General features: G+C 41.2%; 16 protein-coding genes. 1 reads left to right on the top strand and 15 read right to left on the bottom strand.

All coding sequences use genetic code 11. The features are described 5' to 3' along the window. Positions 1–7: 7 nt before the first annotated feature. Positions 8–769, bottom strand: coding sequence for a glutamate 5-kinase (gene proB / locus MN086_RS08110; protein WP_248575515.1), 762 nt, complete (start codon positions 767–769; stop codon positions 8–10). An 18-nt stretch (positions 770–787) separates the two neighbouring features. Beyond that, on the bottom strand, positions 788–1,894 hold the full coding sequence (obgE, locus tag MN086_RS08115; protein WP_248575516.1) for a GTPase ObgE: 1,107 nt from the start codon (positions 1,892–1,894) through the stop codon (positions 788–790). A 127-nt stretch (positions 1,895–2,021) separates the two neighbouring features. Here obgE and MN086_RS08120 point away from each other — a divergent pair, with 127 nt between their 5' ends. Further along, positions 2,022–2,330 (top strand): hypothetical protein, encoded by a 309-nt coding sequence (locus MN086_RS08120; RefSeq protein ID WP_248575517.1) that lies wholly within the window; start codon positions 2,022–2,024, stop codon positions 2,328–2,330. A 28-nt stretch (positions 2,331–2,358) separates the two neighbouring features. Here MN086_RS08120 and rpmA read toward each other — a convergent pair whose 3' ends face one another. The 13 genes from rpmA to ileS all read right to left on the bottom strand — a co-directional run bounded on the left by rpmA (position 2,359) and on the right by ileS (position 13,924). Continuing rightward, entirely contained in the window at positions 2,359–2,613 is a 255-nt protein-coding gene (rpmA, locus tag MN086_RS08125; protein WP_248575518.1) for a 50S ribosomal protein L27, read from the bottom strand. 9 nt (positions 2,614–2,622) lie between these two features. Further along, positions 2,623–2,928, bottom strand: coding sequence for a 50S ribosomal protein L21 (rplU, locus tag MN086_RS08130; RefSeq protein WP_008243937.1), 306 nt, complete (start codon positions 2,926–2,928; stop codon positions 2,623–2,625). 112 nt (positions 2,929–3,040) lie between these two features. Beyond that, the gene (locus MN086_RS08135; RefSeq protein ID WP_248575519.1) at positions 3,041–3,430 is read right to left on the bottom strand and encodes a RidA family protein; all 390 of its coding nucleotides are present in this window, start codon (positions 3,428–3,430) and stop codon (positions 3,041–3,043) included. Between the two features lie 13 nt (positions 3,431–3,443). Then, complete coding sequence (locus MN086_RS08140; protein ID WP_248575520.1) at positions 3,444–3,779, bottom strand: hypothetical protein; 336 nt, start codon at positions 3,777–3,779, stop codon at positions 3,444–3,446. Positions 3,780–3,826: 47 nt separating this feature from the next. Continuing rightward, positions 3,827–4,501 (bottom strand): ThiF family adenylyltransferase, encoded by a 675-nt coding sequence (locus tag MN086_RS08145; protein WP_248575521.1) that lies wholly within the window; start codon positions 4,499–4,501, stop codon positions 3,827–3,829. Between the two features lie 53 nt (positions 4,502–4,554). Beyond that, complete coding sequence (locus MN086_RS08150) at positions 4,555–5,358, bottom strand: carbon-nitrogen hydrolase family protein (protein WP_248575522.1); 804 nt, start codon at positions 5,356–5,358, stop codon at positions 4,555–4,557. Continuing rightward, entirely contained in the window at positions 5,358–5,567 is a 210-nt protein-coding gene (gene xseB, locus MN086_RS08155) for an exodeoxyribonuclease VII small subunit (protein ID WP_248575523.1), read from the bottom strand. Before xseB ends, MN086_RS08150 begins: the two co-directional genes overlap by 1 nt. Continuing rightward, the gene (locus MN086_RS08160; RefSeq protein ID WP_248575524.1) at positions 5,564–6,658 is read right to left on the bottom strand and encodes a homoserine O-acetyltransferase; all 1,095 of its coding nucleotides are present in this window, start codon (positions 6,656–6,658) and stop codon (positions 5,564–5,566) included. The genes xseB and MN086_RS08160 overlap by 4 nt, the downstream gene beginning before the upstream one ends. 185 nt (positions 6,659–6,843) lie before the next feature. Beyond that, positions 6,844–8,106 (bottom strand): O-acetylhomoserine aminocarboxypropyltransferase/cysteine synthase family protein, encoded by a 1,263-nt coding sequence (locus MN086_RS08165; RefSeq protein ID WP_248575525.1) that lies wholly within the window; start codon positions 8,104–8,106, stop codon positions 6,844–6,846. Positions 8,107–8,242: 136 nt separating this feature from the next. Beyond that, a complete protein-coding gene (gene guaB, locus MN086_RS08170) occupies positions 8,243–9,688 on the bottom strand; it encodes an IMP dehydrogenase (protein ID WP_248575526.1) in 1,446 nt (481 codons plus the stop codon). A 17-nt stretch (positions 9,689–9,705) separates the two neighbouring features. Then, complete coding sequence (gene gatA, locus MN086_RS08175; RefSeq protein ID WP_248575527.1) at positions 9,706–11,049, bottom strand: Asp-tRNA(Asn)/Glu-tRNA(Gln) amidotransferase subunit GatA; 1,344 nt, start codon at positions 11,047–11,049, stop codon at positions 9,706–9,708. Next, a complete protein-coding gene (locus MN086_RS11025) occupies positions 11,046–11,171 on the bottom strand; it encodes a hypothetical protein (RefSeq protein ID WP_256465823.1) in 126 nt (41 codons plus the stop codon). The genes gatA and MN086_RS11025 overlap by 4 nt, the downstream gene beginning before the upstream one ends. Next, positions 11,171–13,924 (bottom strand): isoleucine--tRNA ligase, encoded by a 2,754-nt coding sequence (gene ileS, locus MN086_RS08180; RefSeq protein WP_248575528.1) that lies wholly within the window; start codon positions 13,922–13,924, stop codon positions 11,171–11,173. Before ileS ends, MN086_RS11025 begins: the two co-directional genes overlap by 1 nt. Positions 13,925–13,979: the final 55 nt, after the last annotated feature.

A 13,979-nucleotide genomic window follows, 5' to 3' on the forward strand; every position in this document is an offset into this window, starting at 1 on the left:
CACATCATCAGGCTTTAAACAGTGTTCCGCCCTTATGTTCACCCTCTACAAGAAAAGCTTTCACATCACTCAGATCAAATCCACTTGCCAAAAACATCTCTCTTCCCTGTCTCATTAAAAAATCTGCAGATTGCAGTTTTGTCACTATACCACCTGTAGCAAATTCATTATTCGGTGTATGCTCAGCATTGAGTTCATCCTCTTCCAGCCTGTTGACCACTACTCTTCGTTTTGCATCATCATATTTATTTGGATCCTTGTCATAGAAAGCATCGATATCTGAGAGTATGACAAGCAGTGAGGCATCAAAGTAGTGTGCTACATGTGCAGAGAGTCTGTCATTGTCTCCAAAAACCAACTCTTCGATACTGACGGTATCATTTTCATTGATGATAGGTACTACATTGTTTTTTAACAATGTATCTATCGCATTTTTGGCATGTGCGATGTGTTCAGGTTCTCCAAACACATCTGCACTCAAAAGTACTTGAGAACAGAGTAGATTAAATCTGGCAAACTTCTCCTGATACATTTTAAGAAGCAGTGGCTGGCCTATTGCAGCCAATGCCTGCTTGTTTGAGACCTGACTTCTATCCAGTGGTAATTGTGTATATCCTGCAGACACCGCACCCGAACTCACCAAGATCACATCATAGTGATGTGTTTTCAGTTCAGCTATCAGTTGCACCAATGCCAGCATACGTGGTTTGGCAATAGCACCATTTTCTGTTAAAACATGAGAACCCACTTTAATGACTATTCTTTTCATTAGACCTACTTACGCAATTTACTGTTCTGCTTTAACCATTTTGACAAAATCACCGATCGCATAACGCAATGCTTCGGTATTTAAATGTGCTACAGATGAGATAGGAAGTACAAAAAATGGTTTCTCTTCTGGCATCTGTATACCAAAATCTGTCTTGAACCCATAACTTAGATAGTTTGTATCTGCTTTATATTGATGTAATGTATCATTCGCTTCCAAACCGATATCTGCTAAGAATGTTTCTGTCAAAGCATTCACTTCATCTTGTGAAAGTGAATCAATTTTGGTAATAGCGATCGCATGCTTTCGTGTAGCAAGTGTTTCAGAATAACGTTTCAACTCAACCAGAAGTGTCTCATACTGATATTTCATCTCTCTATAGTTTGCCGCATCGATCATAAGAAGCAGTGTTTTGGTTCTTTCAATATGCTTTAAAAACTCTAATCCCAAACCTCTACCGTCACTGGCACCCTCGATGATCCCAGGTATATCCGCCATCATAAAAGAATCGAAGTCACCTACATGTACGACACCGAGTTTCGGTGTCAGGGTTGTAAACTCATAGTTTGCTACTTGCGGCCTTGCATTGGAAAGCGTAGAGATCAGTGTAGATTTTCCTACATTCGGATAGCCCACCAAACCTACATCTGCAATAAGTTTCATTTCAAGTCTTACATGCTTGGTGATCCCAGGAAGTCCAGGTTGTGCATAGGTTGGTCTTTGGTTACTTGAACTTTTAAAGTGCATATTTCCCAGACCGCCTTTGCCTCCTTCAAGAAAGAGTACCACTTCTCCTTCATTGACCAGATCAAGCAACTCTTCACCCGTATCAACATCCACTACAGTAGTACCGGGAGGTACCGTGATTATGGTATCATGTCCCTTACGGCCATAACACTTACGCCCTTCTCCTGGACGTCCATTTTCTGCTTTGATATGATTTCGGCCACGAAGTGCTGAGAGGGTATCTGTATTGTTATCTATTTTAAAATATACAGAACCTCCACGGCCACCGTCACCGCCATCTGGCCCGCCTTTGGTGACAAATTTTTCTGTCCAAAAAGAGATGGCTCCTGCACCACCTTTACCAGAACTAATGGTTAGTTCTACACTATCTACAAACATTTAAAAACCTTTTATCTTGTGAAAAAAACTATCGTATCTTATGACCATAGTATATGAATTACGAAATTATACCTAAATTAGGGGAAGAATCGCTATAATTTTCATATTTGAGCGAAAAGGTGAAGATATGTTTCGACGAAAATCAGTATCATTATTTCTCATCGGCAGTGCATTACTCTATTTAACCGGCTGTGTACATGACGATGAACCTGTACATCAGACAGGCTATTACCATAGTGGTATCTATTTTGGTAAAAACCTTCCTGTAAACTATCAACAAGGCATTATAGATGGGTGCACAACATCAAAAGGTAGATATACCAAATCACATACGCTCTTTAATAACGATCAAAATTATAATAATGGTTGGTTTTTAGGCCGTAACAGATGTAGACATCTATTGGTTATAGAGGATGAAAAAAGTGAGGAAACATAAGCCCGAACCTGTCGGACTTATAAAGGGATTATGCAGGTACTACTGAAACTTTCTTTTGCTTAGCAGATTTATTGTCAAACTTCACTACACCTTCAACAAGTGCAAAGATCGTATGGTCTTTACCCATTCCTACACCATTACCTGGGTGTACTTTAGTTCCTCTTTGTCTGATGATGATGTTACCAGGGATAACTGCTTCACCACCAAATTTTTTAACGCCTAAACGACGTCCAGCTGAATCACGGTTATTTTGAGTGGATCCTTGTCCTTTCTTGTGTGCCATCTGAGCTCCTTATGCTATTTTAGTAATTCTAACTCTTGTAAAGTCTCTTCTGAAACCTCTTTTAAGTTTTGAATCTTTTCTTCTTCTTTTTTTGTAGATGATAACTTTTTTATCTCTACCTTCATTGATTACTTCACCTTTAACTACAGCACCCTCTACGAAAGGAGCTCCTACAGTTAATTCACCGTTGTCTAGTGCTAGAACTTCTTTAAATTCTACCGCTGCTTTTGGCTCAAGATTCATGTTGTCAAAACAGATGATATCACCCTCTTGAACTTTAAATTGTTGGCCACTTGCTTTAATGATTGCGTACATTGCAAAACCCTTTATATCTATTGTTTTTTAAAAAGTTCGTGATTATACCCAAAGTTGTTTTAATATTTTTTTAAACTAAACTACTTTCCCCGGGTATTCACTACTTTTGTCTCTAAAAATTATAATCTGCTCCGGCAATTGCAATACAGTCGATCTCAACCAGTGCATTTTTTGGAAGTGTTTTCACAGCAACTGTACTACGTACCGGTTTATGTGTACCAAAATAGTGTGCATAGATCGCATTGACTTTTTCAAAGTCATTCATGTCTGCCAAAAAGATCGTTGTTTTGATCACATCATTAAAGTGTGCTCCGGCTGCTTCAAGTACATAAAAAAGGTTTTTCATTACTTGATGTGTCTGATTCTCTACATCATCTGCTGCCATCACACCTTCCGGTGTCAATGCGATCTGTCCTGAAGTATAGATGAATCCATTAACCTCAACTGCTTGTGAGTATGGTCCTATTGCTGCGGGTGCTTCGTTTGTCGAAATAAATTTCATTTACCTGTTCTCCTTAATTTCTTTCATAAAATATATACGATGTTGAGTAATCAGAAAATTCAAAATAAACTTTCTTCTCTCCTTCATCTTTTTTACCATTAAAGTTTAGATCATCAATACCGTATCCGTAACGATAAGGTCTTTGCTTACTGTCATTGCTTCCATACGCCGTTGAAAGCTTATCTATTTTGATAAATTTATGTACCAGTTTATCTCCGGCATATATGTCAAGGACGCCATTGGTACCCGTCCAGTTTTGTAGTGAACGGCTAAGACTGTTCTGGGTCTCTTGGGTACATCCGGAAAAGAACAAAATAAGTCCTGATAAAAGCAGACTGTTTAATTTCATAGTATTCCTTTACTCTTTATCATATTTTAGCACTATTTGATTTAGTTTTACGCCTCTGGCATGCCGAATTTTTGTGTCATTAACTCACCTTCATCGTTAAAATAGAGATAATAGAGTTTATCTTTCGTCACGGAAAGCCCCGCAAGATAGCGCAATGCCAGATTGGCCTGCAGAGATCCGATGTGCATCACGATAGGCGCCGTGATACCGCCGGGTTTATGGTCAGAAATATTAAAGACTTGAAAATTTGCTTGATCAAAGAAACAGACCTGTCCGTTAAACTCTTCCACACTTGCATAGATCCAAGGTGTATGGGTCGCTTTGGCATGTTTATCTATCTCACCTCTTACAGGAAGGTTATCTGTTGCATCAAGTATGAGATCATACGTGTTCCCCAGCTCTTTGAATGCATCAAAATCCATATCAAAAGCAAACGCTTTGACAAACGGGTTTTTAGCCTCTATCAATGCAGCTACCGTTTTGGCTTTGTTTTTTCCTTCATCCTTCAGTGTAAATGCAATCTGTCTATGGATATTATGATTTGAAACGGTATCAAAATCCACCATATGTATCTCCCCAATACCTGATGTACCCAGTGCCATCGCCAAAGTAGATCCCAGTCCACCAGAACCGATGATAGCTATCTTTTTATTTTGAAGTGATTTTTGTGTCGCTTCACCCCATAACTGTATCTGTCTGTTAAAGTATTGCTCTGGTGTCATATCAAATCCTTTTTATACATGTTTATCAAACTGTCTCTTCTGGCAAGAAAGAACTACTCCATTCTTAACTGCAACTCTTTCTCAAACGCCCATGCTTTTCTGTGTTCCAGCACATCTGCTTTATCTATCACTTCAACCAACATGGACTCTTTATCTTCCAGCATCATCTCTATCTCTCCCTCCGGAGAGACGAGCATAGTGTCACCATAGAATTTCCATTTGACTTCATTGTCACTGTATTCACCTAAACGGTTTGCTCTTAGGACATAACATCCATGTAAAAAAGCTTTTGTTTTGATGATCTCTCTCCAACGGTTATGGGAACCGAATGTTGAAGCGGTAGGAAGCAAAACAAGATCGACCTTTTTTTCAGTTACCCTTTGCCAGAAATGGTCAAAATGAAGTTCAAATCCGGCCATGACCATCACTTTGAATCCTTTGATATTGAATGTCATAGGATCTTTGAGTGATGTGATTGGATTGGCAAAAAACTTTTTTTCGTTCCAGTGCGCATAAGGGAGAAGGATTTGCTGTTCATAATACCTTGTGGTCTTAGGCGTGATCTTCACAATGGTTTTATGATATCCATCTTTTTTGCTCACAATTATAGGTGCAACAAAGACGATATCATACTTTTGTGCAAGATGTTTAAGAAGTTCTGTATGTTTACGCGTCTGTTCTTTCACCATATTAGGTGACATCGTGGCAAACTCTTTAAAAAAATGATTCAGTACATACTCACCAAGAAGCATCACCTCTGCATTTCTCTGCTTGGCTTGTTTGAGATAGAACTCAAGCCTTGTTGCATTCATACCCAATGTTGGTAATTGGAGTGCTGCTACAACAAGTTGTGCCATTACAGGGTATCTCCTGTGTTTTGGTTCGCCTGTTCTATCACAGTAATTTTCGTTTTGGCCTCTTCTATCAGTGTTTGTGCCTCTTTGATGTTTTTTAACCCCTCTTCATACAGCTTGACAGACTCTTCAAGTGTGATCTCAGGGTTCATCAGCTTTTCAAGTAGGGCTTTTGAATGTTCTAACTTCTCTTCAAATGTTTCGTTTTTCATTGTAATACATCCTTGATATGGTCTTCGAATTTATCCAACTCGACTAAAAAGGCATCATGTCCATAATTGCTCTCAACTTCAAGATAAGTATACTTTTGTCCGTTACGTTCCATCATCTTGGCAATGTGTTCCATCTCACATGGGAAAAAGAGATAATCAGATGAAAAACTGATCAGATGTACATTTGCTTTGATACGTAAAATAGCCTCATGCAAAGAGTCATATCCACGACTTAAATTGAAGGTATTGATCGCTTTAACTATATATAGGTAGGAGAGCGGATCAAATATACGTGAGAAGTTATTGGTATTGTACTCCATGTATCTCTCCACTTCATACCGTCCGAAGAGTTCAAAAAGTCCATCATTATTAACATAATTACGTCCAAACTTATTATCCATAGAATCCGGTGCCAGGTAAGAGATATGTCCTGCGATACGCCCTATGGCCAATCCATCCAGACCATCTTCTTTAAAAGCATCTCTTTCATAGTTACCGTGGTTAAATCTTGGATCTCTGCGGATCGCTTCTACCGCCACTTTGTTAAATGCTATGGTCCAAGGTCTTGTAGCGTAGGTTGCTGCAAGAGAAATGATATCATCAGAAAAATTCGGGTAATCCACGGCAAACTGCAGTGCCTGCATACCTCCCATAGAACCACCTATGATCGCACGTACATGGTAGATACCCAATTGCGAAAGAAGATGCATCTGTGCCCGTACCATATCTTTGATGGTCACTACAGGAAACCGGAGTCTATAAGGATCCTCACTGGGATAGTTGTTGCTCATAGGTCCAGTAGAGCCAAAGCACGAACCTATCACATTAGTACAAATCACAAAATATTTGCTGGTATCAACCGCTTTACCGTCACCTATCAGTCCATCCCACCAGCCGGCCTTTCGTTCACCTTCATAAGTCCCGGCTGCATGATGGGAACCACTCAGGGCATGACAGACTAAAATAACATTGGATTTATCTTCGTTTAACGCTCCGTATGTCTCATAGGCGATCTCATACGGTTCTAAGATACGCCCACTTTCTAGATAGAGAGGAGAGCTAAACTGTGCTGTTTTAGTTGTGATTTCCATAGACTGCTTTTTTATTTATTGAACATTTTTGAGCTAAGTGAAAAAACGATGTTGTCACTATGGCACACCCATGGGTATACACAAGCGATAACCTCAACTCTTGGCTCATGCGATGAGTCACATACAAGCACAATGTCCATTGATTATATTATTTTGTCGTATTTTATCTAATTTGCGCTTTATAACTATCCAAGTGCTTTTGCCAAATCATCTATAAGGTCTTGTGTATCTTCTATCCCCACACTCAGTCTCACCAAACCTCCGGGAACACCAGCCTCTTCAAGCTCCTTGGCCGAAAGCTGTTGATGTGTTGTACTCGCCGGATGCGTGATGATAGACTTACTGTCACCGATGTTGACGACCACGGCAAATATCTCTGTTGCATCTGCGATACTCTGTGCCAACTCTTTACTCTCTACCTCAAATGAAAGAAGACCACTGGCCATCCCCTCTTTAAAGTACTTTTGAACAAGCGGGTTTTGGGTACTGGACTTTAGACCAGGGTAATTGACCTTTTTTACCTTGGGATGTGCTTCCAAAAACTCAGCGATAGCCAATGCTGAAGCAGAGTGCTGCTTCATACGAAGTGGTAAGGTCTCCAGCCCCTGAATATACAACCATGAATTAAAAGGTGACGGTGCGGCACCCAGGTCACGAAGCAGTGCCAAACGTGTTCTAAGTGTAAAGAGCGGCAGTGGTACATCAGAGTATACAAGTCCATGATAACTTGCATCCGGCTCATTAAAGTGAGCGTAACGTGCATTTCCTTTGATCTTCTCTACAAGATTGTGACGCTCTACGATAACACCACCGATCGCCAGTCCCTGACCTGTCGTATATTTACTTGCAGAGTGTACTGTGATATCTACACCATGCTCTAACGGTTTACATAAAATAGGGGTAGCAACCGTATTATCCACACACGTTAAAACACCATGCTTATCGGCAATCGCCACAATCGCATCAAAATCAGCCACATCGATACTCGGATTTGTAATACTCTCAAAAAGTATGATCTTTGTTCTCTCATCTACCAGTGCTTCGATCTCTGAGGGATTTCTTACATCAAAATAACGTGTCTCAATACCAAAACGTTTGATCGTATGTCCGGTCAGTGTTGTCGTTCCACCATATACTTGTTTTGCTACGATGATATTATCACCCGCTTCAGCCACATTTGCAATAGCATAAAAGATCGCTGACATACCAGAAGCAGTGCCGATCGCAGCTACCCCACCTTCGAGTGCTGCAAAACGTTTTTCAAAGACATCTGTAGTAGGGTTCATCAATCTTGAATAGATATTTCCAAGCTCTTTCAGTGCAAAGAGGTTCGCTGCATGTTCTGTATCTCTAAACTCATAGGCTGTACTTTGGTAAATAGGTACTGCCATAGTCCCTTGTGCATCTTTCTCATATCCTGCATGGACGGCCAGTGTTTGTTCGTGCATTACAATTCCTTATTTCATTATATAGGTAAATTATAGCTTGTGCTTGCTTGAAGAGAGGATTAATTGGAAGAAAAGATATCGTATTTATAAATGAAAGGAATCCCCGTATCACATACGGAGAGTTTGGTAAGAATCTTTAAGAAGAGTAGTTTGGAGATTCTTTAGTGATCGTTACATCATGTACATGAGATTCTTTCAGTCCTGCAGAGGTAATTTCAACAAATTCCGCTTTTTCCCAGAATACTTTGATCGATTCCGAACCGCAGTATCCCATAGATGAACGGAGTCCCCCTACCATTTGATGTACAACATCTGCCATACGTCCTCTGTAAGGTACACGTCCTTCGATCCCTTCTGGTACCAGTTTATCTGCTGCGGTACCTTCCTGGAAGTAACGGTCTGTACTTCCTTTGGTCATCGCACCGATACTTCCCATACCTCTGTACTCTTTAAACTGTCTTCCGTTGAAGAGGATCATATCTCCCGGTGCTTCGTATGTTCCTGCAAGTGCAGAACCCAACATCACCGAGCTGGCACCTACAGCCAAGGCTTTTGCTACATCACCAGAGTATTTAATACCACCATCAGCCACTACTGGTACACCCGCTTTGTTTGCCACTGCTGCTACTTCATCAATCGCAGAGATCTGAGGTACCCCCACACCTGCAACGATACGTGTCGTACAGATAGACCCAGGCCCGATACCTACTTTGACTGCGTCAGCACCTGCATCTATAAGATCTTGTGCTCCTTCAGCAGTGGCAATATTTCCTGCGATCACATCGACATCCAATGTTTTTTTAATGAGTTTCAGTGTATCAATGATACCTTGTGAGTGCCCGTGCGCCGAGTCAAGTACTATCACATCCACACCTGCTTCTACCAGTGCCGTCGCACGATCAATCTGACCTACGCCTATCGCCCCACCTACTCTTAAACGTCCATGCTCATCCTTATTGGCATTAGGGAACTTCTCTTTTTTCTCGATATCTTTAATGGTCACAAGCCCCTGAAGTACACCATTATCATCTACAAGCGGCAGTTTTTCGATCTTATGTTCCTGAAGTACTTTTGCTGCTTCATCCAATGTAATACCTACTTTTGCTGTCACCAAAGGTGCTTTGGTCATCACATCAGCGATGCTTAAACTCATATCCGTGATAAAACGCATATCACGGTTTGTGATGATCCCCAGAAGTTTCAACTCATCATCCACTACCGGTACACCGGAGATCTTATATTCGCCCATCAAAGCATCCGCATCTGCCACCGTTTTATCCGGACCTATAAAAATAGGATCAATAATAATACCACTCTCAGACTTCTTAACTTTCGTGATCTGCTTTGCCTGTGTTTCAATATCCATATTTTTATGAATGATACCGATACCACCCAAGTGTGCCATAGCGATCGCTGCTTTGTACTCAGTTACCGTATCCATCGCTGCTGAAACAATAGGTGTATTCAGTGTTACACGTTTCGTCAAATTACTTTTTAAACAAACTTCTTTAGGAAGTACAACTGAATGTTGTGGTACTAGTAATACATCTTCAAATGTTAATGCTCTTTTTTTAATTCTCATTTTTTTATTTCCTTCGTTTATTTAATATAGTTTACAGCTTTTTCCATGCTTGCAGCACCGTCAAAAAGTGTTTTTTCGTTAAATGCTTTAGCAATGAGTTGTAACCCTATAGGCATCCCCTCATCATTTTTAGCAACTGGTAGTGAAATGGCAGGAAGTCCTGCAAGGTTGATCGCAATAGTATACATATCACTCTTGTACATTTCAAGCGGGTCTTCAGATGATCCTATCTTCGGTGCAACAGATGGTGCAACCGGAGAGAGTATAAGATCAGCCTCTTCAAAAATAGCATTGAACTCATCTCTGATAAGGTGTCTTACCTTTTGTGCTTTGACATAGTATGCATCGTAATAACCTGATGAAAGGACAAAGTTACCAAGCAGGATACGTCTCTTCACCTCTTCTCCAAAGCCTTCGGAGCGTGTATGGTAAAAAAGTTCTTCCGTCGTTTTTGATTCTGCTCTTGTTCCGTAACGTACCCCGTCAAAACGTGCAAGGTTCGTTGCTGCTTCTGCCGTGGCCAAAATATAATAGGTCGCGATATCATACTTTGTGTTTTGCATATTTTTATGTACGATCGTATGGCCTGCCTCTTCAAGCACCTTGACTGTATGGGCATAGGCTTTTTGTGTATCTTCATCTGCTTCAGAGATGTAGTTGTCGATCACTGCGATCGTCAGTTTTACATCTGTGTTGATGTTGTTAGCGATATCTTCTATCTCAAAATCTGCTGACGTCGAGTCTTTTTCATCATGTCCTTTGATCGCATCATACAAAATCGCTGCATCTTCAACATTCTGAGTGATGGGACCTATCTGGTCAAGAGAAGAAGCATAGGCAGCCAGCCCAAAACGGCTCACTCTTCCATAGGTCGGTTTCATTCCTACTACACCACAATAGGCTGCCGGCTGTCTGATAGATCCGCCTGTATCTGATCCGAGTGCAGCAATAGCAATACCTCCGGCAACAGCTGCAGCTGACCCACCCGAAGATCCTCCAGGCACACGGTCTGTACCATGTGGATTCTTCGTAGGTCCATAAAAAGAGCTCTCCGTGGTTGAGCCCATTGCGAACTCATCCATATTGGCTCTACCGAATGCCATCATCCCTTTAGATTTAAGGTTAGTGATAGCTGTCGCTTCATAAGGAGCAATATACCCCTGAAGAATTTTAGATGCTGAAGTCACAGACCACCCTTTAACTTGAATGTTATCTTTGATAAGGATCGGTACACCCTCACCTGAACTTTCAAACCCTACATAGGCATTGAGTCCGCTCTCTTTGGCTTTGACTTCAAGTTGTGCTTTTATCTCTTCTAATTCTTCATTAGATTTTGTTAGCGCTTCTTTTAGTGTTATCACGAATTGCTTCCTTTTCTCTTATAATATTCTACGACTGCCAAACCTATCCCCACCAATCCAAAGATGAAAACGATCGAACCGATGATCACCTCCATCTGTATGGGTTGAGACATATCAAACATTAGGCAACGACCTTTGCACATCTCTCACAGGCACACTCATCACTGCTGCTTGTAAATCTCCAACATCTCGGACATTTTGAAGCGGTTGCTTTATGTACCGTATACGTTGAACCATCTACTTCGAAAGAAGCAACCTGCTCACCCTCACTGCTTGATTTCATCGCTGAAACCACAAACCAGTCTTCAAGGTCTTTACTGTCATTAATCGCAAACTTACTTATATCTCCTGCGATCTCCACTTCAAGCGTCGATTTCATCAATTTCTCTTTTTTGAGTTTGTCTACCGCCTCAGAGAATTTTTCACGTGCCGTGATAAGTATAGTATCATCAAAACTTGCCTCAACTGTTGGTACTGCAACATATACAAGATCAAATACATTCTCCATTCCATCTTTGAAAAGTGCCGGTGCATACTCCAGGATCTCATCTGCCGTATAGGTCAATACAGGAGCAACAAGTCCCAACATCGCTTTGGCAATATGTGCCATGGCAGACTGTGTGGCTCTTCTGACAGGATCATTTTTATCTTCACAATAGAGTCTGTCTTTCGTGATATCCATATAGATACCTGAAAGCTCATTGGTGATAAAGTGGTTCAGTGTTGCAAACCCTCTAAGGAAATCATAGGCATCAAATGAGCTTTTGACCGATGCAAATACCTCTGCTGCCTTAGTGAGGATCCATCTGTCCAATTCACCATAGGCATCATTGGCCACATAGTTTTCAAGATCATCCACATTTGCAAGTAGGAACCTGAATGTATTTCTTATCTTTCTATACTGTTCAGCTGTCTGTTTCAAAATATTGTCAGAGATCTTCAAGTCTGACTGATAATCTGAAAGCGCTACCCAGAGTCTCAGAATTTCAGAACCATACTCTTTGACAACTTTGTCCGGAGCGACAACGTTACCTTTGGACTTGGACATCTTCTCACCCTTCTCATCCACAGTAAAGCCATGCGTGATCAGTGTTTTATACGGAGACACTTCATTCACTGCTGCTGAAAGCAATAGTGAAGACTGGAACCACCCTCTATGCTGGTCACTTCCTTCGATATACAGGGATGCAGGGTATTCACCCGCATCATAATTTCCGCTTTTGATCACAGAATTCCAGGTCGAACCTGAGTCAAACCATACATCCAGGATATCATTGATCTTTTCGAGATCATCAGCATTGTAACCTGAGTTCTCTGGAAGAAGCTCTTCGATACTCATAGAGTACCAGGCATCTGCCCCCTGCGCATCAAAAAGCGTAGCCACATGGTCCAATACCTTTACATCGAAGATCACCTCTTTGGTACTCTTGTTTCTAAAGAATGCGATAGGCACTCCCCAAGAACGCTGACGAGAGATACACCAGTCAGGTCTTCCTTCGATCATCGGCTTGAGACGGTTTTTAGATGTTTTAGGATAAAAATCCACACCTTCGATCGCATGAAGTGCTGTATCTCTAAGAGACTCTTTGGCACCTTTAGCTGTATCATCTATGGAGATGAACCATTGGTTCGTTGCTCTATAGATCAGCGGTTTTTTTGTTCTCCAACAGTGTGGATAGGAGTGAACGAATTTACTTTGTTTTAACAATGCATCACCCAGGATCTCCAAGATAGGCTCATTGGCTTTAAAGATATGCATCCCCACAAACTCGTCTGGATTAGGAAGTAGGTTTAATCCTTTGACACTCTCATCATAACATCCGCGCTCATCGACAGGCATCACCACTTCAAGGCCATACTTCAATCCTACTTTGTAGTCATCTTCACCATGTCCGGGAGCGGTATGTACACATCCGGTACCGCCGTCCATCAGTACATGGTCACCAAGGACCACGGTAGAAGTACGACCGTTTACAGGGTTTATCGCCAAAAGATTTTCCATCTCTTTGGCTGCGATCTTTCTATTTGCATGTCCTGAGACCACACCCTCTTCTATCATCGCTTCATGACGAGCCTCTGCTACGATATGCCCATCATCGGTCAAGACATACATCTCGTCAGGATTCAGAGAGATACCTGTATTCGCCGGCAGTGTCCAAGGCGTGGTGGTCCAGATCACAAGACCGGCTTTACCTTCTAGTCCCAGCTTCTCTTTGGCTGCATCGCTGAGTTCAAAGTGTACATAGATAGAGTAGTCTTCTTTATCTTCATACTCTACTTCTGCATCCGCAAGTGCAGTTCTCGCAGCCCATGACCAGAAAATAGGTTTATGTCTTTCGACCAAGAGACCTTTTTGTGCTACTTCGCAAAGTGTTCTATAAATGTTTGCTTCAAATTTAAAATCCATCGTTACATAAGGATTTTCCCAATCTGCAATGACACCCAAAGCTTTAAATCCGTCTCTTTGTATATCTACAAACTTTTCAGCATGTGCACGGCAAAGCTCTCTGAACTTCTCTGTAGGCATTGCTTCCTTCTTGCTTTTGCCCAGTTTCTCTTCAACTTTCTGTTCGATCGGAAGACCATGACAATCCCAGCCCGGAGTCATACGCACCGCTTTGCCTTGAAAATAGTTATATTTTAAGATGATATCTTTGAGTATTTTGTTCAGTGCATGTCCAATGTGAATGTCGCCGTTGGCATACGGAGGTCCATCATGAAGTGTAAACATTTCAGCACCTGCGCGTTTTGTTTTCATCTGCTCATAAATATCGGCATCAAACCATGCATTGTACTTTTTAGGTTCATTGTTTGGAAGATTTCCACGCATTGGAAAATCGGTTTTTGGGAGGAGAAGTGTGTCTTTAAAATCCATGTTTGATAATACCTTAGTCTTATATTATCCCGTGATTGTATCCAAAAGAGCATTA

Origin of the sequence: Sulfurovum sp. XGS-02 (genome assembly GCF_023213175.1) — a bacterium.
GTDB lineage: Bacteria > Campylobacterota > Campylobacteria > Campylobacterales > Sulfurovaceae > Sulfurovum.

Excerpts from the sequence above, each read along its gene's own strand:
- proB (WP_248575515.1), bottom strand. The coding sequence starts at position 769 with ATGAAAAGAATAGTCATTAAAGTGGGTTCTCATGTTTTAACAGAAAAT.
- obgE (WP_248575516.1), bottom strand. The coding sequence starts at position 1,894 with ATGTTTGTAGATAGTGTAGAACTAACCATTAGTTCTGGTAAAGGTGGT.
- MN086_RS08120 (WP_248575517.1), top strand. The coding sequence starts at position 2,022 with ATGTTTCGACGAAAATCAGTATCATTATTTCTCATCGGCAGTGCATTA.
- rpmA (WP_248575518.1), bottom strand. The coding sequence starts at position 2,613 with ATGGCACACAAGAAAGGACAAGGATCCACTCAAAATAACCGTGATTCA.
- rplU (WP_008243937.1), bottom strand. The coding sequence starts at position 2,928 with ATGTACGCAATCATTAAAGCAAGTGGCCAACAATTTAAAGTTCAAGAG.
- MN086_RS08135 (WP_248575519.1), bottom strand. The coding sequence starts at position 3,430 with ATGAAATTTATTTCGACAAACGAAGCACCCGCAGCAATAGGACCATAC.
- MN086_RS08140 (WP_248575520.1), bottom strand. The coding sequence starts at position 3,779 with ATGAAATTAAACAGTCTGCTTTTATCAGGACTTATTTTGTTCTTTTCC.
- MN086_RS08145 (WP_248575521.1), bottom strand. The coding sequence starts at position 4,501 with ATGACACCAGAGCAATACTTTAACAGACAGATACAGTTATGGGGTGAA.
- MN086_RS08150 (WP_248575522.1), bottom strand. The coding sequence starts at position 5,358 with ATGGCACAACTTGTTGTAGCAGCACTCCAATTACCAACATTGGGTATG.
- xseB (WP_248575523.1), bottom strand. The coding sequence starts at position 5,567 with ATGAAAAACGAAACATTTGAAGAGAAGTTAGAACATTCAAAAGCCCTA.
- MN086_RS08160 (WP_248575524.1), bottom strand. The coding sequence starts at position 6,658 with ATGGAAATCACAACTAAAACAGCACAGTTTAGCTCTCCTCTCTATCTA.
- MN086_RS08165 (WP_248575525.1), bottom strand. The coding sequence starts at position 8,106 with ATGCACGAACAAACACTGGCCGTCCATGCAGGATATGAGAAAGATGCA.
- guaB (WP_248575526.1), bottom strand. The coding sequence starts at position 9,688 with ATGAGAATTAAAAAAAGAGCATTAACATTTGAAGATGTATTACTAGTA.
- MN086_RS11025 (WP_256465823.1), bottom strand. The coding sequence starts at position 11,171 with ATGTTTGATATGTCTCAACCCATACAGATGGAGGTGATCATCGGTTCG.
- ileS (WP_248575528.1), bottom strand. The coding sequence starts at position 13,924 with ATGGATTTTAAAGACACACTTCTCCTCCCAAAAACCGATTTTCCAATG.